At 62.1% G+C, this 23,207-nt stretch carries 21 protein-coding genes; 8 read left to right on the top strand and 13 right to left on the bottom strand.

Annotation, left to right across the window (positions count from 1 at the left end; genetic code table 11):
• Positions 1–256: 256 nt before the first annotated feature.
• From AC0NIE_RS27070 to AC0NIE_RS27060, 3 genes are all read right to left on the bottom strand, one after another.
• Positions 257–1,456 carry an IS256 family transposase gene (locus AC0NIE_RS27070; protein WP_474044558.1) on the bottom strand — a complete coding sequence of 400 codons (1,200 nt, stop codon included), beginning with the start codon at positions 1,454–1,456 and terminating at the stop codon, positions 257–259.
• A gap of 285 nt (positions 1,457–1,741) precedes the next feature.
• Positions 1,742–2,059, bottom strand: a complete 318-nt coding sequence (locus AC0NIE_RS27065; protein WP_473488762.1) for an oligosaccharide flippase family protein — start codon at positions 2,057–2,059, stop codon at positions 1,742–1,744.
• A gap of 139 nt (positions 2,060–2,198) precedes the next feature.
• Positions 2,199–3,656, bottom strand: a complete 1,458-nt coding sequence (locus AC0NIE_RS27060) for a DUF4214 domain-containing protein (protein ID WP_473488814.1) — start codon at positions 3,654–3,656, stop codon at positions 2,199–2,201.
• Between the two features lie 645 nt (positions 3,657–4,301).
• Here AC0NIE_RS27060 and AC0NIE_RS27055 point away from each other — a divergent pair.
• Positions 4,302–5,219: a glycosyltransferase family 4 protein gene (locus tag AC0NIE_RS27055; protein WP_473488763.1), complete on the top strand. Its 918-nt coding sequence runs from the start codon at positions 4,302–4,304 to the stop codon at positions 5,217–5,219.
• A gap of 8 nt (positions 5,220–5,227) precedes the next feature.
• Here the strand turns inward: AC0NIE_RS27055 and AC0NIE_RS27050 are convergent, their stop codons facing one another.
• The 3 genes from AC0NIE_RS27050 to AC0NIE_RS27040 are packed head-to-tail and all read right to left on the bottom strand — an operon-like array spanning position 5,228 to position 8,134.
• Entirely contained in the window at positions 5,228–6,181 is a 954-nt protein-coding gene (locus tag AC0NIE_RS27050; protein ID WP_473488764.1) for a dihydrodipicolinate synthase family protein, read from the bottom strand.
• A complete protein-coding gene (locus AC0NIE_RS27045; protein ID WP_473488765.1) occupies positions 6,171–7,166 on the bottom strand; it encodes a Gfo/Idh/MocA family protein in 996 nt (331 codons plus the stop codon). Before AC0NIE_RS27045 ends, AC0NIE_RS27050 begins: the two co-directional genes overlap by 11 nt.
• On the bottom strand, positions 7,163–8,134 hold the full coding sequence (locus AC0NIE_RS27040) for a Gfo/Idh/MocA family protein (RefSeq protein ID WP_473488766.1): 972 nt from the start codon (positions 8,132–8,134) through the stop codon (positions 7,163–7,165). The genes AC0NIE_RS27045 and AC0NIE_RS27040 overlap by 4 nt, the downstream gene beginning before the upstream one ends.
• A gap of 112 nt (positions 8,135–8,246) precedes the next feature.
• Here AC0NIE_RS27040 and AC0NIE_RS27035 point away from each other — a divergent pair, with 112 nt between their 5' ends.
• The 7 genes from AC0NIE_RS27035 (at position 8,247) to AC0NIE_RS27005 (ending at position 15,475) form a co-directional block, all read left to right on the top strand.
• Positions 8,247–8,996, top strand: coding sequence for a FadR/GntR family transcriptional regulator (locus AC0NIE_RS27035; RefSeq protein ID WP_473488767.1), 750 nt, complete (start codon positions 8,247–8,249; stop codon positions 8,994–8,996).
• A 41-nt stretch (positions 8,997–9,037) separates the two neighbouring features.
• Positions 9,038–10,624, top strand: a complete 1,587-nt coding sequence (locus AC0NIE_RS27030) for an ABC transporter substrate-binding protein (protein WP_473488768.1) — start codon at positions 9,038–9,040, stop codon at positions 10,622–10,624.
• Positions 10,625–10,707: 83 nt separating this feature from the next.
• Entirely contained in the window at positions 10,708–11,667 is a 960-nt protein-coding gene (locus AC0NIE_RS27025; RefSeq protein WP_473488769.1) for an ABC transporter permease, read from the top strand.
• The gene (locus tag AC0NIE_RS27020; RefSeq protein ID WP_473488770.1) at positions 11,667–12,557 is read left to right on the top strand and encodes an ABC transporter permease; all 891 of its coding nucleotides are present in this window, start codon (positions 11,667–11,669) and stop codon (positions 12,555–12,557) included. The genes AC0NIE_RS27025 and AC0NIE_RS27020 overlap by 1 nt, the downstream gene beginning before the upstream one ends.
• A 19-nt stretch (positions 12,558–12,576) precedes the next feature.
• Positions 12,577–13,494 carry a dihydrodipicolinate synthase family protein gene (locus tag AC0NIE_RS27015; RefSeq protein WP_123149250.1) on the top strand — a complete coding sequence of 306 codons (918 nt, stop codon included), beginning with the start codon at positions 12,577–12,579 and terminating at the stop codon, positions 13,492–13,494.
• Between the two features lie 2 nt (positions 13,495–13,496).
• Positions 13,497–14,504, top strand: a complete 1,008-nt coding sequence (locus tag AC0NIE_RS27010) for an oligopeptide/dipeptide ABC transporter ATP-binding protein (RefSeq protein WP_192358944.1) — start codon at positions 13,497–13,499, stop codon at positions 14,502–14,504.
• Between the two features lie 2 nt (positions 14,505–14,506).
• Entirely contained in the window at positions 14,507–15,475 is a 969-nt protein-coding gene (locus tag AC0NIE_RS27005) for an ABC transporter ATP-binding protein (RefSeq protein ID WP_473488771.1), read from the top strand.
• Positions 15,476–15,503: 28 nt separating this feature from the next.
• Here AC0NIE_RS27005 and AC0NIE_RS27000 read toward each other — a convergent pair whose 3' ends face one another.
• The 7 genes from AC0NIE_RS27000 to AC0NIE_RS26970 all read right to left on the bottom strand — a co-directional run bounded on the left by AC0NIE_RS27000 (position 15,504) and on the right by AC0NIE_RS26970 (position 23,164).
• Positions 15,504–15,992, bottom strand: coding sequence for a nucleoside deaminase (locus AC0NIE_RS27000; RefSeq protein WP_473488772.1), 489 nt, complete (start codon positions 15,990–15,992; stop codon positions 15,504–15,506).
• Between the two features lie 268 nt (positions 15,993–16,260).
• Positions 16,261–17,904: an ABC transporter ATP-binding protein gene (locus AC0NIE_RS26995; protein ID WP_473488773.1), complete on the bottom strand. Its 1,644-nt coding sequence runs from the start codon at positions 17,902–17,904 to the stop codon at positions 16,261–16,263.
• Positions 17,901–18,824, bottom strand: coding sequence for an ABC transporter permease (locus tag AC0NIE_RS26990; RefSeq protein WP_473488774.1), 924 nt, complete (start codon positions 18,822–18,824; stop codon positions 17,901–17,903). Before AC0NIE_RS26990 ends, AC0NIE_RS26995 begins: the two co-directional genes overlap by 4 nt.
• Positions 18,825–18,827: 3 nt before the next feature.
• Positions 18,828–19,742 carry an ABC transporter permease gene (locus tag AC0NIE_RS26985; protein WP_473488775.1) on the bottom strand — a complete coding sequence of 305 codons (915 nt, stop codon included), beginning with the start codon at positions 19,740–19,742 and terminating at the stop codon, positions 18,828–18,830.
• A gap of 82 nt (positions 19,743–19,824) precedes the next feature.
• A complete protein-coding gene (locus AC0NIE_RS26980; protein WP_473488776.1) occupies positions 19,825–21,336 on the bottom strand; it encodes an ABC transporter substrate-binding protein in 1,512 nt (503 codons plus the stop codon).
• A 107-nt stretch (positions 21,337–21,443) separates the two neighbouring features.
• Positions 21,444–22,349 carry a 5-dehydro-4-deoxyglucarate dehydratase gene (kdgD, locus tag AC0NIE_RS26975; protein ID WP_473488777.1) on the bottom strand — a complete coding sequence of 302 codons (906 nt, stop codon included), beginning with the start codon at positions 22,347–22,349 and terminating at the stop codon, positions 21,444–21,446.
• 62 nt (positions 22,350–22,411) lie between these two features.
• Positions 22,412–23,164, bottom strand: a complete 753-nt coding sequence (locus AC0NIE_RS26970) for a FadR/GntR family transcriptional regulator (RefSeq protein WP_473488778.1) — start codon at positions 23,162–23,164, stop codon at positions 22,412–22,414.
• Between the last annotated feature and the right edge of the window lie 43 nt (positions 23,165–23,207).

The raw sequence follows: 23,207 nt of genomic DNA, 5'->3' as shown, positions 1-23,207 counted from the left end.
GCGGTTTCCCTTTCCAAGCCGTGAACGGTTGGGCCTTATCGTACAGGTCCCGGGTCGACTGGGCTTTTTTTCCCCCGAATAGAGATCGGCGACCAGCGCGGCTCCCTGGCGTCCCAGTTTTGCCGCCTGCCTGGATCTCCAAGAAAGTTGTGTGCGTCAAGTTCTGCAAAAATGGCGTGGCATTCAGCGGTGACGTTGGCGTGTCCGCCGCGCAGCCCCCGTGTTTAGCGGAGCGGCGGACATGGCGGGCCGCGTCTCAGGCGGCCAATGCCCTCAGGTTCTCCTTCTTGTGCTCGCGCAGATGATCCATGTTGAGGTAGCGGGTCGCCTCGAGCCAGTTCTCGTGGATCTCCACCGCCAATGCCCGAACCAGCCGCAAACAGCTCTGCGGGTTGGGGAAGATGCGAACGACCAGGGTGCGCCGCTTGATCTCCTGGTTCAGCCGCTCCAGCATGTTCGTCGACTTCATGTGCTTGTGATGCGCCAGCGGCAGCCGATAGAAGCTCAGCGTCTCCTCGATGTTGTTCTCCACCCAATCCACCAGCTTCGGGTATTTGGCCTGCCATTTGGCGATCCACTGCGCCAGGTCGCGCTTGACCTCGGCCAGGTCGCGCCGGTCATAGAACCATCTGAGCTCCATCAGGCAGTCGTCATCGACCTTGCGCGGCACATAGTCGAGCGCGTTTCTGAGGAGGTGCACGTAACAGCGCTGCCAGACTGCCTCGGGCAGGACTTCGTGGATCGCTGCCCTGAGCCCCGGATGGTCGTCGGAGACGACGAACTCGACGCCGGCGAGCCCGCGCTGCTTGAGCCCTGCCACGAACGCGCGCCAGCTCGAATGGCTTTCCCGGTTGGCCAGTTCGACACCGAGCACCTGGCGCCGGCCCTCCCAGTCGACGCCGATCGCCACCAAGACCGCCTGGCTGGCGATCACGCCGGCCTCGCGCGCCCGCTCATAGCGCGCATCCAGAATGAGGTACGGGTAAGGTTCGGCAAGCCGCTGCTCATAGAACGCCTTCAGGGCTTCATCCAGCCGCGCCGTCGCCTGGCTCACCGTCGAGGCCGAGAAGGAATGGCCGCACAGCTCCTCGGTGATCGCCTTGACCTTGCGGGTCGACACACCTTGCACGTACATCTCGACCAGCGCCGATACCAGTGCCTTCTCCGAGCGCTGATAACGCTCGAACAACTCCGTCGAGAACCGGCCGGCCCGATCTTGCGGAACCCGAAGCTCCAGCACGCCAACCCGCGTCACAAGCTTGCGTTCGTAATAGCCGGACCGGTAACCAACCCGCTCCGTCGTCCGCTCGCCTCTCTCGGCCCCGATCGCCTCCGTCATCTCGGCTTCCAAAGCCTCCTGCACGACAGTCTGCAAAACTCTGCGAAAGCCGTCCTCATCCGACAACAGCAACGCTTTCAACTCGCCTCTGCTCAGTCTAACGTCTCGCTTGGTCATGGCACTTACCCTTCCACGGGAATCGGTGGTCGCAACGTCACCAGCGTGCCATGGCCGCCCCTCGCCTCAGAGCAAGGGCCGTTCTCTCTCCAGAGCTTTTTGCAGAACCTTCAGGACACTATCCAAGAAAGGCCGATGATTTGGGCTGCAAGCGCTTTCGGGTCATTCTTCTCAACCACAACGCAATGGCGGCTTCGACTGCGGCCTTCGTGAGTTGCATCCACACGAGGCTCCACACGCAAACACACCAGCGATAACCATGCCTACGCCCCAACGCGCCGCCGACTACCGAGCCTGTAAGCGTGCGACGGCAAACAGTCGAAATTCAGTTGCCGCTTTGAGGACTGCCGCCGGTACGACACCAAACGCCTGGATCACAACGATGGCGCTGGTCCATTTTACGGGCGCCTCCAAACACGGTTGGTCGAACGCGGCCGCGACGGCACCGGCGGATATCCAGATAAGTGCAGTGATCGCAACGCCTGTCGCCGCTACGAGGCAGAAAGCCGAACCAAGGTGGATGGGATCGATTTCCTCTCGCTGGATATTGGCGTCAGGTAGACCCCTCGTTACCGGAGCAGCCGGAATATTGGGCACCACCATGGCGAGCGCCGCAAGCCCGAACGCCTCGGGGCCAAGGTGCCGCGCCACACCACAAATACGCCGAACATTGCGATCTGCCGGCCCCAGGTCTTGACAGCAGCCCAAACAGCGCCAGTGACGACCTGTCGGCCGAAAACGTTCATTGAACCCCCTGCTGAGGCTCGTTCTGAAACAGAACCGTGTGTCTCGAGCGAAACTCATACGAATGGATCAATTCCGCCACGATCTGTTCTCCACTTACCTCGCCGCTGTCCAGTTTCGATACGTAAGCAGAAAGCCCCTGGCCGTCTGGCTCCCGTCCCAGCAATGTCCGATAGAGAAGGGCCACAAATTGCGCATTTCCAAGCCCAACTGGCTGATTGTCAGTCCTGAATTCGACCGAAAGCAACATCTTCGTCAGTGTCGGAAAGATAGATGGATCCTTCTTCATCGCGACGACCTCGCGCCACTGCTCGGTCGGAGACGGCATGCGACGCAAGATTAGGCAGTAAGCATATGCAATCTGGTTGGCATGGTTGAAGGCAGACTTGTCGAACGCATCAAGCGAACAGGGGTGAAATGCACCGGCATCGGCAATGGGGGGTACCGACGTCTGGGCCGCAGGCGGCAAGCTCTTCGTCGAGACCGTCGGCGAACTCAAGCCGGCATCGCCGTCCGCAATGACTTTCTTTACGGCATCATATGCCAGCTTTTGCCCGCTCGGCGCCCATAGCCCGTTGTCACGCTTCTTCAGGCGGACGAGGCCCATAAAGGCCTCGTAGCTTGGCGCCCAGTACGTCTCGTCGAGCAGTTCGTAGATATGGGCAGCTTCCAATCCATATAGAGATTGATATCTGCGCAGGAGCGTCATGATCTGGACCAGACCTTCGGCCTGCTGCTTTTCCCCTCGTTGGCTGCCGCCGCTGTAGTTGAACTCTGTCAGCCAGATGGGTTGGCCGAACGTCGCCAGGAATTTGAATGCTTCCTCCGGGTCACCCTCGTAAAGGTGCCAGACCGATATATCCCATTTGATACCGTCCTGCAGCATGCGGATGAACGCTGCGCGGTGACCCCAGCCGGCCGTTCCCATTGCTTTTCTTATGGTCGGATCCACTGCGACGGTTGCATCCGATAGACCGCGCAACACTGCGCTTACTTTCGCCCAGCGCGGACTGAAATAGTCGGACGTCTCGGTGCCCCCGGCAGGGCCCCAGGAGCAGTTGTATTGTATTCCGCTGTCCTGCATCTCGCAGGGCATCAAGATAGCGTAGTTCTCCATCTCGTTGCCAAGCTCCCAAACGCGGATGTCGTCCTTGAAGCGGGATACGAGTGTCGACGCGAGATCGTAGGCCTGCGCATAGAGGTCATCGACGGATTCATTGTCGAGGTCTAGTTCGGGCGTGATTACCGGTAGGATCTGGACTCCGCGCTCCTTGCCCGCTTTGACCAGTTCGGCAAGTTTGGTGGCGCTGTCGGCGCTGGAAATGTTGACGCGATACGACTTCATGCCGAGGTCGCGGATATAGTCGAGTTGCTGTTCGATCGATATCCCAGGATAGGCGTTGAAGGGATGGCCGTTCACCCCCCATAGCAAATCCGCTGCGCACGAAGCCGTCATGCCAAGCAGGCATGCCAGGGTTGTCCAAAGACGTCTGGTCGCGGCGACGGCCCGTCTAATGGAACCTGGTTGCGATGGATTGGTCGGCCGCTGCATCAGCGCGAACATGCTTGTCTTGCGCCAGACATTTTCGGCATCACTCCATTCGCTGAACTCTGCCTGACATCCATCCGAGCACGACGATTGAGACCTGCCGCACTGCCCAACGCAGTCTACCACTGCCGCGCCACGCCGAACCTCAAACATTTGGCGTAAACGCCCATGATTTGCCACGCCATTCGGATGAGAGCTGCCGGGAAGCCTCTCGGGCAAACGACCGGTTACGTCCCAAAGGCCAAGATGACCCTGCCGTCTTGGTCGTCCAAAGTCGCGGAACTGAGACATGGCGCTGGTGACCAAAACCCTGTGATGACACGACATTGGACGATCAACGGCCGTTTTCTCGCGCAGCCGACCACCGGAGTTCAGCGGTACGCACGCGAGATCGTTTCGGCGCTGGATGCCTTGATCGTGGGCCCAGCTCCCTTGGCGCGGGATCTAACGGTCGAGTTGCTGGTCCCACCGGGGACGCTTGACAAATTGTCCTTAGCCGCGATCCGTGTCAGGACTGTCGGCAGCTTCGGGGGGCATGCATGGGAGCAAGCTGTGCTTCCGGCCTATCTTCGCGGCGGCCTGCTCAGCCTCTGCAATACGGGCCCTCTCGCCGTACGCCGGCAGGTGCTGTGCATTCACGACGTCAATACACGGGCATGCCCACAGAGTTATTCATTTCCATTTCGGCTTCTTTACCGCACCTTAATTCCTGCCTTGGGCAGGACCGCGCTTAAGGTCGCGACAGTATCGCAATACTCTGCAGCTGAACTGACGCGCTATGGCGTGTGCCCGGCGGCAAAGGCCGAGGTTGTGGGTAACGGGCATGAACATGCGCTGCGATGGGCTTCTTGTCACTCGGAACAAACCCTGGCAGTTGCCGGCCCTGGTACGATCGTCGTACTCGGCAGTTCTATCCCGCACAAAAATGTCGGCTTGATCATTGGCATGCACGACCGCCTTGCCGCGGCGGGGCTACGGGTTGTTGTTGTGGGCGCGTCAACGCCCCGTGTTTTCGGCAGCATTGGCAACAAGACGTCGACGAACGTCATTTGGCTGGGAAGAAGGTCGGACGCGGAACTCGGCGCACTTCTGCGCGATTCCCTGTGCCTCGCGTTCCCCTCCCTGGTTGAGGGTTTCGGACTGCCGCCCCTCGAAGCCATGACACTTGGATGTCCGGTGGTCATGTCGGACCGTGCCAGTCTGCCCGAAATCGGCGGGGATGCGGTTTTGTACGCATCACCTTGCGATGAGAATGCATGGTTCGATTGTTTCATGCGCCTGGTCCACGAAAAAGGCCTCAGAGCCAAATTAATCGCACGCGGTCGCGCAAGGACGGCCCGATTTCAGTGGGCCGCGTCGGCGCAACGGTATTTGGAACTGATGGCCAGCGTAGATGGATTTCCAGACGTGCCACCACTTAGGGAAGTCGAATGCAGTCCGAATGAGCGACGTGCGGCCGCAGCGCCCTAAACCGACGGTCACTGCCACCATTCGGGGAAGGCCGTGCGTGCGGCTTCGGCCAGCGTCGCGATCTCCTCGTCGGGAACCGAGCTGTAGGGCCAGAGCAGTCGCGGGCCAAGCGGCGCCCAGCCGCCGGCCGCCACCATCGCTTTGTCGAGCGCCGCATCGCTGACAGCGTAGCGAGCGCGAAAAGGCAGAACGTGCGTGGCGAGAAAAGCCTGGATGCGCTTCTCGACCTCGGCAGCGGCTGCGACGTTGGTGCGGATCATCTGCCACCACGTCACCGCGCCCTTCGGGTTGAGGCAGGCAACGTTGGAATAGCTGCCGTGGGCGCCCAGTGCATACCCAGTCGCCAGCGTATGGCCGGGCACGAAGATCGAAAATCCCGGCAGTTCGCGGCGCATGTCGGCGTACCAGCTGGCGTCGCCGCCCGGCAGCTTGGCGCCGACCAGCGACGGCACGGCCGCACGCAGCCCGGCGATGCCTTGGAGCATCAGGCGGCGCTTGGCGTGCGGTGGATTGTATAGCACCAGAGGCATGTCAGGCGCGGTCTCGCAAAGACCGCCGACGAAGCGCATGACCTCGTCATCGCTGGGCGGCCACCAATCGGGCAAGGTGAATTGCACTGCCGCCGGGCGAAGCGCCGATGCCCGCATCAACCGCTCGCGCGCGACGCGCGGATTGGACTGGCTGATGCCGATCTGGAAGGGCAGGCGCGAGCGGCCGGCTATCGCGGCCACCAGGTCGCAAAGACGGTCGAACTCGGGTTCGGTCTGGCAGTGGAATTCGCAGGCCGTGCCGTTGGAATAGATGCCATCGACACCTGATGCACAGAGCCGTGCGACCGTCTCGCCCGTCGCCTCCCAGTCGATCGCTGCACGATCGTCGATGGCCAGCATCACCGCGCCCCAGACGCCGCGCGGCGCGTGTGCGGGCAAGTGGCTCAGGTGGTCGTCCGGTTCAGCGCGCACCGGCGATCTCGTGTTCGCGCCGGGTTTCGTTCGACGCAAAGGCGGCCTCGATGATGCCGATGATCTTGCGACCATAGGCGCCGTCGACCGGCACCGGCTTGTCGTCGGCAATGGCATCGCGCATCGCGCTCCACTCACGCACCAGCGCATTGTGCATCCAGTTCGGCTCGAACGAACCGGGCAGGTCGATCCAGGTGGTATCGCGGCCAAGCATCGTGCCGCGGTCCATGTCGATGCGCAGCGTCCCCTGCTCGCAGACCAGGTCCATAGCGTAGCCGGCCGCGCCATTGCGATAGCCGACGCTCTGCACCTGGCCGAGCCCGCCGCCGGCGAAGCGCAGTCCGAGCAGGGCGGTGTCGTCGGCTTCCTGGTCATGGAACTTGGCGCCGAGCATGGCGCTTACCGACACGACGTCGTCATCCATCAGCCAGACCAGGCGGTCGAGCGCATGAATGCCGGCGGTCAACAGCATGCCGCCGCCGGTCGCCTTGCGCAGATGCCAGTCGCGGCGATTGTGCTCCATCCAGAGTTTGATGATCCAGCTCGATCCGATGAGCGGCCGGCCGAGCGCTCCTTCCTCTAGCGCCTGCCTGGCGGCCATGCAGGGCAGGGCGAGATGCATGAGATGGGCGACCATCAGCTTGACGCCACCGGCGGCCACGGCGGCATTGATCGCATCGCAGGCCGCCGCCGTCGGCGCCATCGGCTTTTCGAGCATGATGTGCTTGCCGGCCCTTGCCGCACCGATCGCCATCTCGGCATGGAGATGGTGAGGGCTGGCGATGAGGACGGCGTCGACATCCCTGTCGTCCAGCAGCTTGCGCCAGTCGGTGTAGCCGCGACCACCGTGTTCGCTGGTGAAGGCGGCCAGGGCATCGTTGTTCCCGCGGCACGATGCGACGAGATGCAGGCCGTGCACTTGCTTGATTGCCCTTGCGTGGGCCGCGCCGAAATCGCCGGCTCCGATAATGCCTATTCCAATCATCGTCCTGCCTTGTCATACGCGGCGTCGATCAGCGACATCGCCGCAACATAGTCATCGATTGAAGTCGCCGGCGGCGCCGTTCGAGCCAGCCGGTCGAGCGTGTCGCTCATGCACAGCCGGTAGCGCGTCGCCGGCAATTCGATCGCCAGGTCGACGATAGCGCCATCGTCGAGCGTCGCACAGATGGCGCGGTCGCCATAGTCGATGAGGGTCGCATTCTCACTGACGATGCGCCATTCGAAGTCGCCGCCGGGGCGCATCGACGCGAAAGTGTATCCGGCCTCGACGATGAACAACGTTCCGGCAGCGTCTTCCAGCATAAGCAGCGCATGATCCTCGACCAAGGCGCGGTGAATGCGGTTCTCGATCGAAACGGCTTTCAGTCCAAGCCCGCCTGTTGCCAGACCGAGCGCGGCGTCGACGCCGTGTATGCCTAGGTTCCTCAGCGCGCCGCCGCCGCCGATCGCCGGATCCACGACCCAGGCAACGCCTTCGGCCGCGTAGCGCTGCGGCGGGCCGTTGACCAGCCGGAACTGGCAATGCGCAACCGCACCGGCGCGGCCTTGGCTGCGCAGCCGTTCAAAGGCAGCGACGGCCGGCCCAAAACGGTTGGGCAGGGGAACGCTGACAAACGCCTTGTGCTGCCTCGCCAAGTCGCGCAGCGCGGCCAACGCTGCGGTGCTGCTCGCCGCCGGCTTTTCCAGGATCAGCGGTATGCCGGCTTCGATGACGGCACGCGCTAGCGCCGGCACCGTCGAAGGATGTCCCATCAACAGGACCACGTCGGGCGGGTTGGAGAGGATTTTCGCAAAATCGGTGATGAACGGCAAATGATGGCGCGCCGCGAAGGCGCGTGCATGCTCCGCGTCCTCATCCCAGATGCCGGCAATCTCGGCGCCACAAGACTTTGCGGCGTCGAGATGCATTTCGGCGTGCCAATGGCTTGAGCCGGCCAGAACTATCTTCATTCAGCGATGTAATCCTCTTGCTTGCAGGATATCCTACAAGTCGCTATGCTACAAGCATCGACCGCTTTTGCGACGCGCCATCGGGCGCATTTGCAGCGGCTCTGGGAGCAAAATGCCGGAACCCAAATCGATCTCGGAGACCAAGTTGATCTCGGAACAAAAATCGATCGAACCGCTGACCCGACCGCCGCTGCTTCACGTCAGCGTGCAGGAGAGCCTCAGGAAATATATCCAGAGCAACAAGCTCAAGGCGGGGGACCCCTTGCCTCCGGAGACCTTCCTGGCGCAGCGGCTCGGCGTCGGCCGCAACTCGGTGCGTGAAGCGATCAAGGCGCTGGAGTCGATCGGCATTCTGGAGACGCGTCGCGGCATCGGTGTGTTCGTCAAGGAATTCTCGTTCAAGCCCTTGCTGGATAATTTGGCATATGGCCTGCAGGACTCGTTGCGCGACGTCGAGGAGCTGCGCGAGATCCGCCGGGTCCTTGAAACCGGCCTGATCGCCAAGACGATCGAGATGATCAGCGCCGAAGACATCGCCGCGCTGCGCCAGCTGACCGAAAGCATGCGGCGGCGCGCCGAGCGCCAGGAGAGCTTTGCCGAAGAGGACCAGCAGTTCCACCAGCTGCTGTTCCGCTGCCAGAACAATCACATGCTGAGCGCGCTGATCGACATCTTCTGGGTGGCGTTCAACAAGGCCTCGAACTTCACCAGCCTCGACAATCCGACACCGCTGGCGACGTGGCGCGACCATCACGAGATCGTCGAGGCCGTCGCCGCCAAGGACGTCGACCGGGCGCGCGAGCGCCTCGACGACCACTACAGGGGTATTCAGCAAGTCATCGCCAAAAACCGGATTACCTGACCCAACGCCGGACTACCTGACAATGCAAAGGGAGGAATACCATGCGCATCAAGACTATCGCTCGTCATCTGGCCGTTACCGGACTGCTGCTCGGCGGCATCGGCCTGGCCACTAGCGTCCAGGCACAGGACGCCAAGACCATCACCGGGGGCTTCGACGTCGGGCCCGGCGGCTTTCCCAAGAACTTCAATCCGCTGGCCGCGACCGGCGGCTTTACCTGGCTCAGCACCTATTTTGAACCGCTGGTCATCTACAACGCCGATCTGACCGAACTCGAAGGCGATCTGGCCAAGGGCTACAAGGTCAGCGACGACAAGCTGACCTATACGTTCAACCTTGCCCAGGAGAGCTGGCATGACGGCAAGCCGTTCACATCCAAGGACGTCAAGTTCACGCTTGAGCTCGCCAGGAACAAAGCCTCCGGCAGTTTGTTTGCCGCGCGCCTCGGCGACATCGCGTCGGTCGACGCGCCGGACGATCGCACCGTGGTCGTCAAATTGTCGAAGCCCAACGGCTCCTTCCTGTCGGTTCTCTCGCAGGTGATGATCCTACCGGAGCATGCCCTGGCCGCGATGCCGCCGGAAACGCTGGCCACAAGCACCTGGTGGTCCACCACTCCGGTCGGCACCGGCCCTTTCAAGTTCAAGCGCTATGTTAGCGATCAATATGTCGAACTGGCCGCGGATGACGACTATCGCGGCGGCAAGCCGAAGGTCGACGTGCTCATCAACAGGTATTTCGAAAGCCCGGCGGCGGCCGTTGCCGCGCTGCGCGCCGGAGAAATCCAGTTCACCTATGTCGAGCCCGACGATGCGGTATCCTTCAAGAGCGACAGCAATTTCAAGGTGATCGAGGGCGCCTCCTATGTGGTCAACTACATCGGCCTCAACCAGAAGGTCGAGCTCTTTAGGGATGTTCGCGTGCGCCAGGCGATCATGTACGCGATCGATCGCAATGCGATCATCGAGAGCCTCTATGGCGGGGCGGCCAAACCGGCCAATTGCGGCTACGTCGCGCCGCACCTGCTTCCCGAAGGCCTCGAACCCTATGCCTATGATCCGGCAAAGGCCAAGGCTCTGCTTGCCGAGGCTGGCTGGGACAAGATCAACGGCGACAAGCCGATCACCTTGCTGACCTATTACGGCTCGCCGCAAGCGGCCAATGTGATGGCTGCCATCCAGTCGATGCTGGCCGAGGTCGGGATCAATGTGGTGCCGCGCGTCGTCGATACGCCGACTTATAACGGCATCGTCTACAAGGAAGGCACGCCGGACTGGAACGCGTTTGCGATGGTCTATGCCGGCCTGCAGAACGGCCCGAATCCGGCTGGCATCAGCCCGGGTCTCAACAAGTCCCAGATCCCGCCGGCAGGCTTCAACACCATGCGCATCGAGTTCGACGATCTCAGCGCTGCATTGGACGCCGCGCTCGGCCAGACCGATCCGGCCAAGATCGATCAATCCTGGCAGCAAGTCTGCAAGGTGATGAACAAGGATCTGCCCTGGGCGACATTATGGGTGGCCAATCGCTATGGCGTCGCCTCCAACAAGCTGCGTGACTTTGTCTGGACGCCGGCGCCGGCCGGCGGTCCTTATGCGGCTCACCCGGAACGCTGGGATATCCAGTAAAAACGGCTGGCGGGCCACGCCGGCGCGCCAATGAAACGGGCCGGCACGATACCGGCCCCGCTCACCATCACCACGGATAGCCAATGCTGAGTTTCATTGCCCGCCGCAGCGCTACAGGACTGTTGATGCTGGTCGCCCTGAGCGTCCTCATCTTCATCCTTCTGCGGCTGGCGCCCGGCGATCCGATCGACGCCTATATCAACCCGTCCAGCCCGATGTCTGCTTCCGACGTTGAAGTCCTGCGCGACCGGCTTGGGCTCGACCAGCCGCTTCCCGTGCAATATCTCGCCTGGCTTCGCGCCGCGCTCGGCGGCGACTTCGGCTATTCGATCCAGCGCGGCGGCGTTGCCGTGCTGCCGCTGGTCATGGAGCGCATCGGCCCAACCGCGCTGTTGATGGGCACCGGCCTGGCCATCGCCATCGTGCTCGGCATTTCCGCCGGCATCTTCAGCGCCGTCCGCCGTAACACGCTGCCCGACATCGCTCTGTCGGTGGTTTCTTTCGTCGGCATCTCCAGCCCGGCTTTTCTGACGGCACTTCTCGGGCTGTACTTTTTCTCGGTGCTGTTGCGCTGGGCGCCATCAGGCGGCATGCAGACCGCCGGCGCACCTTTTTCCGTATCGGACGTGCTCGCGCATCTCGTCCTGCCCGCCTGCCTGCTGTCCATCGGACACGCCGCGCTGATCATGCGCTACATGCGCGCGTCGCTGCTGGAAGTGCTCAACCAGGACTATGTGCGGACCGCGCGCGCCAAGGGAGTGCGCGAATTCTGGGTGATCATCAAGCACGCGACCCGCAATGCGCTTTTACCTGTTATCACCCTGATCGGCTCGACGGTCGGCATCGCGATCGGCGGCGCCATCTTCCTCGAAAGCGTGTTCAACTGGCCGGGCATGGGCCTGCTGCTGGTCAACGCCGTCGGCACAAGGGATTACCCGGTGATCATGGGCGCCACCTTGGTAATCGGCATCTGCGTCATCCTGGTCAATCTCCTGACCGATATTGTCTATGCCGTCGTCGACCCGCGCATTCAGGTGTCGTGATGACAATCACCGCGCCAGACCCGACAGCCGTGCCGAAAACCAAGGGACCGCTCCGCCGCGCGGTCGACCGCTTCTTTGAGAACCGTGCGGCGCGCGCCGGTCTGCTTATCGTCGTCCCCATCCTGCTGGCAGTCTCGACCTATCCTCTATGGTGGCCGTTCAGCCCCAACTCCATCGATCTCAGGGCGATCAACAAGGGACCGTCCGCCATTCATTGGCTAGGCAGCGACGGCGTCGGCCGCGACGTCATGGCCCGGCTGCTGCAAGGCGGGCGGATCTCGCTGCTGGTCGCCGTATGCTCGGTCGCCATATCGATCGTCATCGGCTTCCTGGTCGGCGCCGTCGCCAGCTTCGGCGGGCGCCTTGTCGACGGCACGGTGATGCGCTTCGTCGATCTCGCAATGACGCTGCCGCCGGTGATCTTCCTGCTCGTGCTCGCTTCGATTGCCGGCACCGGCATTGCGCCGACCATCCTGGTGATCTCGCTGCTCTCCTGGCCGGTGCTGTCGCGCATGGTGCGCGCCCGGCTGCTCGAGCTGCGCGAGCGTGACTTCGTCGTCGCCGCCCGTGGCATGGGGGCGGGGCTGCCGCATCTCCTGTTCCGTCACGGCCTGCCGAACTGCATCGACATTCTTGTCGTCTACGCCACGCTGCAGATCGCCAACGCCATTCTACTCGAAGCCGGTCTCTCCTTCCTCGGTCTCGGCATCGCGCCGCCCGAAGCCAGCTGGGGCAACATGCTCAATCTCGCCCGCTCCACCGTGGTGCTCGAGCAATATCCCTGGCAATGGATGTTTCCCGGCGCCGTCCTCGTGCTCACCGTCCTGGCCATCAACTTCATCGGCGATGGCCTGCGCGATGCATTCGACCCCCGTTCCGATCTCAACTGACCTGAAGGTTTTTTCAAAAATGCCGCTGTTTACCGGCGTCGTGCCACCTGTCGTCACCCCGCTCCATTCCGATTTCAGTGTCGACTTGCCGTCGTTCACCCGGACGATCGAAAACCTGCTCGACGGCGGCGTCCACGGGCTCTTCGTGCTCGGCTCGACCAGCGAAGTAGTCTTCCATGACGAGGCCGGCCGCAGGGCCATCATCGAGCACGCGGTCAAGGTCAACAACGGCCGCGTTCCGATCTTCGCCGGGGTCATCGACCCGACAACCGATCGTGTCATCAACCACGCCCGGACAGCCAGATCGGCCGGCGCCGACGCTGTTGTGGTCACAGCGCCCTTCTATACCCGCACCAGCCAGCCCGAGATCGGCGATCATTTCCGCTATATCAAGGACGCGGTTGACATCCCGATCATCGCCTACGACATCCCGGTCTGCGTCCATGTCAAGCTGGAGCGCAGGACCACCGTCGGCCTTGCCAGCGAAGGCGTTATCGCCGGTATCAAGGATTCCAGCGGCGATGACGGCAATCTGCGTTATGTGCTCAAGGACATGGCCAACGATCCGAGTTTCTTCGGCATGACCGGGTCCGAGATCCTGGTCGACAGCGTGCTTGCCATGGGTGCGCATGGTGTCGTGCCGGGCCTCGCCAATGTCGACCCGCACGGCTACGTCAGGCTGTGGAACCTGATGCAGGCGGGTCAGCACGCCGAAGCCCGCCTGGAGCAGGAGCGGCTGTTGAAGCTGTTCGAGATCGTCTGGATCTCGCTCGGCAGGACAAGCGCCGGCTCGGCCGGCGTCGGCGCCTTCAAGAGCGCGATGAAGAGCCTCGGCATCATCGCCTCCAACACCATGGCGCGGCCGCAACGCAGCTTGAACGACGAGGAAACCGCAAAGGTCGAAATCATCCTTCGCGACGTCGGATTGCTCCGCTGACCGTGGACGCTCCGATCCTCTCGATTTCCGGTCTGCGGGCGGTGTTCCGTATCGCCGGACGCGACATCGCCGCCGTGCAGGACGTCGATCTGGTGATAGGTTCGGGCGAGACGGTCGCGCTGGTCGGCGAGTCCGGATCGGGCAAATCCGTCACCAGCCTGTCGATCATCGGCCTGCTGCCGAAGAAGATCGGGCGCATCGCCGAGGGATCGATCGCGCTGCGGCGCAGGGACGGCACTGTCACCGAGCTGACCGGCCTCGATCCTGAGTCGCTGCGCAAGGTGCGCGGCAACGACATCGGCATGGTGTTCCAGGAGCCGATGACCAGCCTCAATCCGGTCTACACCATCGGCGAACAGATCGCCGAGCCGATCCGCATCCATCTCGGCAAGTCGCATCGTGATGCGGCCACTGATGCCGTGCGACTGCTGGCTCAGGTCGGCATTCCCGATCCCGATCGGCGGGCGCGGCAATACCCGCATGAGCTGTCGGGAGGGATGCGCCAGCGCGCCACCATCGCCATGGCATTGTCCTGCGATCCGACCTTGCTGATCGCCGACGAGCCGACCACTGCGCTCGACGTCACCATCCAGGCCCAGATTCTCGACCTGCTGGCCGAGCTGCAGGCGCAACGCGGCATGGGCATTCTGTTCGTCACGCACAATCTCGGCGTCGTTGCCGAGATCGCCGACCGGGTCGCGGTGATGTATGCCGGGCGCATCGTGGAATCGGGTCCGGTGAGCGAGGTGTTCACTCGTCCGCGTCATCCCTACACCGCCGGGCTGATGCGTTCGGTGCCGCGGCTCGGCCAGGCCACCATGCTGAAGGCAGCAGGAACGCCACTTCCGACCATCGCCGGCAATGTTCCGTCGCTGGCCTTGCTGCCCAATGGCTGCTCCTTCGCGCCGCGTTGCGCCCTGGCTGTCGATGCCTGCCGCACTGCTGTACCGCCATTGTTCGCGGCGACACCGACCCAGCAAAGCCGTTGTTTGCGCTGGGAGGATCTCTGATAGTGGACGCCCCCTTCCTTTCGGTCAGGTACCTGACCAAGCATTTTGCGCCGACGGCGTTCTCGCGCGGTCCCGTCGTCAGGGCGCTGGAAGATATTTCCTTCGACATTGCGCGCGGCCAGGTGGTCGGTCTCGTTGGCGAATCCGGATCGGGCAAGACCACGATCGGCCGCTCGGTGCTGCGTCTCATCGAGCCGACGTCCGGCGAAATAAGATTTGACGGCGTCGATATCACCAAGCTGAGCGCCGGCTCGCTGACTCGCCAGCGCCGCAAGATGCAATATATTTTCCAGGATCCGTTCGCCAGTCTGTCGCCGCGCATGACCATCGGGCAGATCCTGACCGAAGGCCTGGATATTCAGGGCATCGGCAACAGGCCCGAGCGGCGGGCGAGGGCGGAGAAGGCACTTGCCGCGGTCGAGTTGCCGGTCGACGCCTATGACCGCTACGCCCACGAATTTTCGGGCGGGCAGCGTCAGCGCATCGGCATCGCCAGGGCGCTTACGCTCGAACCCGAATTCATCGTCGCCGACGAGCCGGTCTCTGCCCTCGATGTCTCGATCCAGGCGCAGATCATCAATCTTTTGCGCGACCTGCAGGTCCGGCTCGGTCTGACCATGCTGTTCATTTCGCATGACCTGGCCGTCGTCGAATATATCTGCGACACGGTGATCGTTCTCTACCTCGGCCGGATCATGGAAGTCGCGCCTGCCGCCGCGCTCTATGCCCGGCCGCAGCATCCCTATACGCGCGCGCTGCTCTCGGCCATTCCCTCGCTCGACCCACTGGCCAAGCAAGGCCGGCAGGTGCTGAAGGGCGACATTCCAAGCCCGGCAAATCCGCCAACCGGGTGTGTTTTCCGAACCCGTTGCCCGGTTGCCCTGGATGCTTGCGCCGGAATCGTCCCGCCACTGCGGGCAACAACGTCCGATGGCCATCTGAAGGCCTGCATTCGCGACGATATCGCCTAGCACTCACTCGTTTTCCGCGCGAATTGAGCTACTTGTCTTCCCAGAAATCGGCGTGGAGTTGCGCCGCTTCATCGGCAAGCAGCGGGCCGACGACTTCAGTCGGACGCTGCCCAGCTTCGAAAACGATCGTGCAGGGGAGGTCGAGTGTGGGATTCTCGACGTGTGCACCCGTCAATGCTTTGACGTCATGCTCGCTCTGCCCAAAGACGACCCTTCCGATGCCCGCCCAATAGATTGTCCCGGAGCACATCGCGCAAGGTTCGGCCGAAGTGTAGAGTGTGAAGGAGGCCAGCTTTTCGAGACTGAAATGCATCCCCGCCCACAAGGCCAGCAGCCTTTCGGCATGAGCGGTGCGGTCGCCTCCTCCGGATTTGTAACCGTTGAGTTGCTCGCGCAACACATTGCCGTCTTTGTCGGCGAGGAGCGAACCAAAGGGATGTTCGCCAGCATCGCGGGCCCTGCGCGCGACTTCGAACGCCTGACGGAGCAGGCGCTCATCATAGGGGCGTTGTGGCATCGGCGGATCCTCCGGCAGCGCCGTTTGATCATAGTGCCGAACAATCCGCCGACTCAAGTGGGTGGATTCAGCTCGGCAATGAGTGGCTGAACAGCGTCGTTGTGTTCTTTGTTCCGTCAGCCATTGTCCCGATCTCGGACGGACCAGACCAGAATGTCCTCATCAATCCTCGTCATCCTGCCGCGGCCCGAATTAAAATCGCACGGATCGATCCGTTCGAGCTTGACGTTCGGCTGTTCAAGGGCTGACTGCGGGAGGATGAGGACTACTAGGCTTGCGTAAGCCATTTGGGCCTGGGCACAGCCTGCAACAGGCTTTGCGTATATTCGTGGCGAGGCGCCCCGAACAGCGCCGCGGTTTGGCCTTCCTCGACAATGCGTCCATCTTTCATGACCATGATCCGGTCCGCGAAATGGCGCACGATCGGCAGGTCGTGTGTGATGAAGATATAGGAGAGGCTGAGCCTCGTCCTAAGGTCGGCCAGAAGGTCGATCACCTGCGTCTGGATAGAGATGTCGAGCGCCGAAACCGCCTCGTCACAGACGATCAGTTCCGGCTCGCTCGCAAGCGCCCGTGCAATGGCGATGCGCTGTCGCTGGCCGCCGGAAAACTGGTGCGGGTAGCGGTCGGCGTGCTCCGGCAACAGCCCCACCAATTCCAGGAGCTCTGCCACTCGAGCCTTCCACCTGTTCTTCGGCAGAATATCGCGGTGGATCACCCAGGGTTCGGAAATGATCGAATAAACGCGCATGCGCGGATTCATCGATCCGTACGGATCCTGGAATACCATCTGGACCTTGCGCCGAAACGCCATAAGCCGCTTCTCGTTCATTTCGAAGATGTTCTCACCGGCAAAGACTGCCTTGCCCGAGCTTGGCGCGTTCAGCCCCAACAGCATGCGTGCGACGCTCGATTTGCCGGAGCCGGACTCGCCGACGATGCCGAGCGTTTCTCCTCTCCTGACCTCGAAGCTTATGTCGTCCACCGCCTTGAACGTCCGCTTGCTGCTGAAGGCTCCGGAAGCAAGCACATAGTGCTTGGTGAGATGTTCCACCTTGAGCAGGGTCTTGTCGGTGATCGTCGTCGAACGCTTGTTCGGCGCCTCCGCTGCGTTGCCGTGGGGCAGGGCGGAGATGAGGCGGCGGGTATAGGCGTGCTGCGGATTGCTGAAGACTTCCTTGGCGATGCCCGTCTCGACGACCTTGCCGCCGTTCATGACGATGATCCGGTCCGCCATGGACGCGGCGACTTCGAGGTCATGGGTGATCATGATCAACGCCATGCCGGTTTCGCGCTGAAGATCGCGCAGCAGATCGAGGATCTGCGCTTGCACGCTGACGTCCAGAGCGGTCGTCGGCTCGTCGGCGATCAGGATGTCCGGTTTCAGCGCGATCGCCATGGCAATCATTACGCGCTGACGTTGTCCGCCCGAGAACTGATGCGGATAGAAGTCGACGCGGTTTTCCGGCTCCGGAATGCCCACGCGCCGAAGCAGTTCTATCGTCTTGGCGCGTGCGTCCTTGCCGGCTCCCGCACCGTGGCTCTCATAAACCTCCTCGATCTGGCGCCCCACCGTATAGACGGGGTTCAGATAGGCGAGCGGATCCTGAAAGATCATCGCAATCCTGCGGCCGTTGATGCTTCGGCGCGCCTCGGCACCGAGGCCCGAGAGTTCGACGCCGTCGAAGAGGCAGGAGCCGGCCACGATATCGCCTGGCGGACAGTCGACGAGATCCATCACCGTGCTGGTGCTGACGCTTTTTCCCGAACCGCTTTCGCCGAGGATCACGAGCGTTTCGCCACGGCTGACGCGGAAAGAGACGTCGTCGACGGCACGTACCGGCTCATCGTCCGAAAGGAAATCGACGATCAGGCCGTCGACTTTGAGAATGGGATTGGTTGCGTTGCTCATCGGGCAGCTTTTCGCAATGTCTGAAGACGCCAGCGTTGCTGCGGATCAGCGACGGTGCGCGCCCAGTTCGAGAGGATGTTGAGCGACAGCGTCGTCAGCATGATCGCAAGACCCGGCCAGAATGCGATCCACCAGGCGGTGGCGAGATAGCCGCGGCCGTTTGCCACCATTGCACCCCAGGTAAAGTCAGGTGGCTGAATGCCGAGGCCAAGGAAACTCAGCGCCGATTCCGATAAAATGACGGTCGCGAAATCAATGGCGGAAATCGTCACCAATGTCGGCAGGACGAGGGGGGCGATATGCCGGATGATGATCCGGGCCGGCTTCGCCCCCATGGCTCGCGCCGCGCTCACGAACATGCGCTCGCGCAACTCCAAAACTTCTGCGCGCGCCGTTCTGAGGTAGATTGGCATGCGCGTGACGGCGAGAACGATCACCAGGTTGGTGATGCTCGGCCCTAGCGTGTAGAGCACGATGAGCGCCAGCAGCAGCGAGGGAAAGCTCATGACGACATCGGCCAGGCGCAGGATGAGATGGCTGTACCAGCGCTCCGAATAGCCCGCTATCAGGCCCAGCGTTCCGCCAACCAGCATCGACGCGAATACCGCAGCCGCGGCAATGCCGAACGTGTTCTGCGCGCCGACAATCAGCCTGGCCAGGATGGGCCGGCCGAGGGTATCGGCGCCGAGGACATAGATCCAGCCGCTGGCCAGCGAGAACGGGGCGAGATTGCGCTGGCGCAGCCCCAGCCGCGAAGCGGCGTCGCCCACCAGCCACGGGCCGAGGACCGCCGCGATGACGACGATCGCCAGGAAAATAGCGGCGGCGAGCGCAAGCCTGTCGCGCTTCAAATAGGAGAGAAGCACGCTGCCGCTGCCTGGAACGGCCGCCGGCTTGATGTCGGGGGTGATGATCGTCATGGCTCAGTACCGGATGCGCGGATCGAGAACCGCATAGAGCAGGTCGATCGCGATGTTCAGGATGAAGATGGCGGTAGCCGTCACCAGAATGGTCGACTGGACGACAGCAAAATCGCGCTGGATGATCGAGTCGATCATCAGCTTGCCGATGCCGGGCCAGCCGAATATCGATTCCACGACGACAGCGCCGTTGACGAGACTGGTCGCCAAGTCGCCGGCGACCGTGACGACGGGCAGCAGCGAATTGCGAAGCGCATGCCCGAAGATGATCTTCTGACGAGGCAGGCCCTTGGCCCTTGCGGTCTTGATGTATGGAGAGGCAAGTGCGGACAGCATCGTTCCGCGCACGACCTGCACCAGGAGACCGAAGGGACGAAGCATCAGCACGAAGCTGGGCATGATCCAATGCGCCCAGCTTCCGGTGCCGGATGTCGGCAAAAGCCCGAGCCCTACGGCGAAGACAAGGATGCCGACGATGGCGACCCAAAAATCCGGCGCGCTTGCGCCGGCCAGGGAGACGAAGCTGGCGACACGGTCGAAGATGCTGCCCGGCCGCGCGGCCGCCAGAGAACCGACAAGGATAGCCAAAGCGGTCGACAGGGTGATCGCGACGGCGGCAAGTTTCAGCGTTTCCGGGAACGCCTCAAGCGCGACCTGCATCGCCGAGCGGTTCTGGCGCAGCGATTCACCGAAATCCAGCTGCAGAAGATCGCGCAAATAATCCAGAAACTGCCAATAGATCGGCTGATCGAGGCCGTTCAACCGCGCGAACGCGGCCCGAGCTTCCGCAGTCGAGTCCAGAGGCAGGTACAAGGCGGAAGGATCGCCGGTAAGCCGTGTCAGGAAAAAGACCAGCGTCAACAGACCTATGACCGACAGGATGCTGTGGAACGCGCGGCGTCCAAGATAGGTAATCATTTGGGATGCCCTTGGACGGATATCGACGGAGGCAACGGGTCAGGGCGCAGGGTCACGATCGGACCCAGCGCCCCCGTATCACTCAGTCTTTTTTGATAGCGATATTGGCCAGCGGTATTTCGCTGTTGGTGGTGATATCGGGCTTCCATTCCAGCCTGGTGCCAACACGGGTATAGCCGATCATATGGAACATCGGGATGTCCGCCACCACTTCGTTGCGGGCCTTGCCGAAGATCGCCTTGAAGCTGTTCGTGCGGGCCTCGCCGGTCGCCGCCAGGGCCGCGTCTATCTCCTTGTCGAATGCCGGATCGGCCAAGGTCGAGTAGCTGCCGCTCGATCGGTAGAAGATCGGAACCGTGAAGGCCGCATCGCCCTTGTTGTTGTCATGCATCATCTGCAGGAGATTGGGGCCGCGCTCCGGCGGGAACGGCTTTTGCAGATAGCGCAGCCAGTCGGCGACATCGAGCATGGTAAGCTTGACGTTGAGGCCGGCGTCCTGCCACATCGTCATCATGGCCTCCATCGCTTCGGCGCCGTTCGGATAGATGCCGTTTCGCCCGATGAGCTTGATCTCGGTGTCGACCGCGACACCCGCCGCGCGCGCTTCTTCGATGAGCTTTTTCGCCTCTTCCGGATCGTACGGCCAAGGCTCGAGCGCATCGTCATGGCCGTTGATCCCGGAAACGACCATTTGCGACGCACGCTTGACGTCGTCGCCGAACAGCTGGGCAAGGCCTTCCCAGTCGATCGCCAGGTTGAGCGCCTTGCGGACGCGCAGGTCATCGAGCGGCGGCTCGGCGGCATCGATGCGGATGGCGGTGGTTTCGGAGTTCAGGTAAGCGAAATCCGTCTCCGGATTGCTGGCGTCCTGGATGGCAATCGACGGCGTCAGGTCGGCTTCCCCGGTTTCGACCATGGCCGCTCGAATCGATGATTCGGGCCGCCAGACATAGGTTGCCTTGGTGATCTCCGGCTTCTTGCCCCAATAGCCATCGAACGCGTCCAGCACCACGGTTTGCGGGGAAAAGGTCGATAGCGTGAACGGGCCGGTCCCGACCGGATCGTTCACCGCCTGGTCGACCGGTGTCTTCGGCGAGACGATCATGACCACGCTCAACAGCGTCGGCATGATGGGTTCGGGCCTGTCCGACTTTATCTCGACGGTCAGATCGTCGACCGGCGTCAGCGTCAGCTTGGCATCGCCGAATTTCGCAATGTTGCTGCAAGTGATCTTGCCGCTGATCATCCTGTTGATGGAGAATGCGACCGCATCCGCGTTGAGTTCCGTTCCGTCCTGGAACTTCACGCCCTCGCGCAGCTTGATCCGCCAAGTCGTCGGGTCCACGCTGGTCCATTCGGTCGCCAGTTTCGGCTGAGGTTGTCCGGTGGTCGGATCGATGACGGTCAACGATTCAACGACGTTTTGGCTGAGTATCTGGCCGACATTGGTGATGATGGTGCCGCAGGGCTCCAGATTGGCCGGCTGCTCCGGCAGGACGATACGGATTTCCTGCGCCGCTTCTTGTGCGACAGCCGATGGCGCGGCAGCGGTCATCAATACGACAGCTGCAATCGTATGAACGCTTCTATTCATGTCTCTCCTCCCTTTGATCTTCCGCTTGGGATCTTCCGTTCTGGCTGTCGTGCGACGGGCGAACCTCCTCGGCGCGTTCGTCCGACAATTTGCCGATCTCCCGGCGACTAGGCGGCGATCTTCTCGATCAATCCGCGCAGCACGTCTTTTTCCTGCGGCTTCAGATCCGTCAGCGGCGGACGAAGCGGGCCGGGTGTCCGTCCTATGAGTTCGACGCCTGCCTTGATGATCGACACCGGATAACCTTGTTCTCGATCGCGTAGAGCCGCGAAGGGGAAGAAGAAGCTGTGCAGGATTTCTTCCATCGCAGCGCGATCGCTTGTCCGCATCGCCCTGTAGAAGCGCTGTGCCAATTCCGGCACAAAATTGAACACCGCAGAGGAATAAGTTGTCACACCGGCGCCGTTGAAGCCCTCGGCAAACAGCTCATGCGTGGGCATGCCACCGATGTAGCAGAGCCGATCGCCGAGCTTTGCGGTGACGTGGCGGACAAGATCGATCTTGCCTGTGCCGTCCTTGAAGCCGATGAGGTTTGGGCACGCATCAGCAAGGCGGGCAACCGTGTCGGCATTGGCGACCGAGTTCGCACGGTTGTAGATGATGACGCCTAGGCCGGTGGATTGGCACACGGCTTTGACATGCCGGAATATCCCCTCTTGCGAGGCCTCCATCAGATAATGCGGCAGAAGCAAGAGACCGTCGGCCCCCGCAGCCTCGGCGCGGCGAGCAATTTCCGTGGCGAGCGCCGTGCCGTAACCACAGCCGGCGATGATAGGCACGTCTCCCGAGGCATCCTTGGCAGCACGGGTAACGTCGGCGACCTCTTCCGGCGACAGGGAGAAGAATTCACCCGTGCCGCCGGCCGCGAACAGGGCAGCGGCACCGAACCCCGACAGCCATTCCACATGCGCGCGATAGCTTTCGAGATTGAGGCTGAAATCCTCGTTGAAATGTGTGACCGGAAACGACAGCAGCCCTGAAGCGACACGCGACTTGATTTCATCTGGCGACAAAGGAACTCATCCCACAATTAATATGATGTCATCCAGATTCATATGATGAGTATGCGGACGAGTCAACTTCTGGTGTTGTCTTGATTTGTCGAGCGCCGGACGGTGAGGGCACGATAGCGCTTTATCCCCGTCACCAGATGGCGGCGCATCGCCTCACGCGCCTTTTCCGGGTCGCGGGCGAGGATCGCATCGGCGATTTCCCTGTGCTCCTCCAGAATTGGATGGTCGCGATTGGGCAAGGGATCGATGCCGCCCATCATCGTCTTGAACTTCACCCGCGGGATCATCCGCCGGCCGATATGTTCGAGGAATGCCTTGAACCTGGCGTTGTTGGTTGCGGTGGCAATCGCCAAGTGGAACTGGAAGTCCGCCTCGTCGGTGGGTTGTCCTTGCGCCATGAGATCGGCGAACCTTTCGACCTGGGCCTCGATTTCGGCCTCCTGCGCCGGCGAACTGCGGGCTGCAGCAAGGCCCGCTGCCTCGACTTCGATGCCGATGCGCAGCTCGAGCTCTTCGATGATGTCCGAGATCTTGTTCGTTTCGTCGGTGAAGAGCTTCAATCCCTCGTCGACGGGTTTCGGGCCGAGAACGAAGACGCCGGCGCCTTGCCGCGATTCCACCAGCCCGTCGGCGCGAAGCGCGGCAATGGCCTCCCGGACGACAGTGCGGCTGAACCCGAACCGGTCAATCAGCGCGGGTTCTGTCGGCAATTTGTCGCCAGGCGCATAAAAGCCGGCTTCGATCTGGCCGCGCAGCGCATCTGCGACCTGAGAAACGAACGACCTGCGGGACGTTCGATGTTCGGCCTGCTGCATGGGTCCTCCAAACTTTGCCGGGTCATGAGAATCCATACTCCCA

This window comes from Mesorhizobium sp. WSM4842 (assembly GCF_055901575.1).
This window is presented reverse-complemented; position numbering and strand designations above follow the sequence as displayed.

Excerpts from the sequence above, each read along its gene's own strand:
- AC0NIE_RS26990 (WP_473488774.1), bottom strand. The coding sequence starts at position 18,824 with ATGACGATCATCACCCCCGACATCAAGCCGGCGGCCGTTCCAGGCAGC.
- AC0NIE_RS27035 (WP_473488767.1), top strand. The coding sequence starts at position 8,247 with ATGCCGGAACCCAAATCGATCTCGGAGACCAAGTTGATCTCGGAACAA.
- AC0NIE_RS26985 (WP_473488775.1), bottom strand. The coding sequence starts at position 19,742 with ATGATTACCTATCTTGGACGCCGCGCGTTCCACAGCATCCTGTCGGTC.
- AC0NIE_RS27025 (WP_473488769.1), top strand. The coding sequence starts at position 10,708 with ATGCTGAGTTTCATTGCCCGCCGCAGCGCTACAGGACTGTTGATGCTG.
- AC0NIE_RS27000 (WP_473488772.1), bottom strand. The coding sequence starts at position 15,992 with ATGCCACAACGCCCCTATGATGAGCGCCTGCTCCGTCAGGCGTTCGAA.
- AC0NIE_RS27040 (WP_473488766.1), bottom strand. The coding sequence starts at position 8,134 with ATGAAGATAGTTCTGGCCGGCTCAAGCCATTGGCACGCCGAAATGCAT.
- AC0NIE_RS26995 (WP_473488773.1), bottom strand. The coding sequence starts at position 17,904 with ATGAGCAACGCAACCAATCCCATTCTCAAAGTCGACGGCCTGATCGTC.
- AC0NIE_RS27060 (WP_473488814.1), bottom strand. The coding sequence starts at position 3,656 with ATGACGGCTTCGTGCGCAGCGGATTTGCTATGGGGGGTGAACGGCCAT.
- AC0NIE_RS27070 (WP_474044558.1), bottom strand. The coding sequence starts at position 1,456 with ATGACCAAGCGAGACGTTAGACTGAGCAGAGGCGAGTTGAAAGCGTTG.
- AC0NIE_RS26980 (WP_473488776.1), bottom strand. The coding sequence starts at position 21,336 with ATGAATAGAAGCGTTCATACGATTGCAGCTGTCGTATTGATGACCGCT.
- AC0NIE_RS26970 (WP_473488778.1), bottom strand. The coding sequence starts at position 23,164 with ATGCAGCAGGCCGAACATCGAACGTCCCGCAGGTCGTTCGTTTCTCAG.
- AC0NIE_RS27015 (WP_123149250.1), top strand. The coding sequence starts at position 12,577 with ATGCCGCTGTTTACCGGCGTCGTGCCACCTGTCGTCACCCCGCTCCAT.
- AC0NIE_RS27065 (WP_473488762.1), bottom strand. The coding sequence starts at position 2,059 with ATGGTGGTGCCCAATATTCCGGCTGCTCCGGTAACGAGGGGTCTACCT.
- AC0NIE_RS27045 (WP_473488765.1), bottom strand. The coding sequence starts at position 7,166 with ATGATTGGAATAGGCATTATCGGAGCCGGCGATTTCGGCGCGGCCCAC.
- AC0NIE_RS27020 (WP_473488770.1), top strand. The coding sequence starts at position 11,667 with ATGACAATCACCGCGCCAGACCCGACAGCCGTGCCGAAAACCAAGGGA.
- AC0NIE_RS27030 (WP_473488768.1), top strand. The coding sequence starts at position 9,038 with ATGCGCATCAAGACTATCGCTCGTCATCTGGCCGTTACCGGACTGCTG.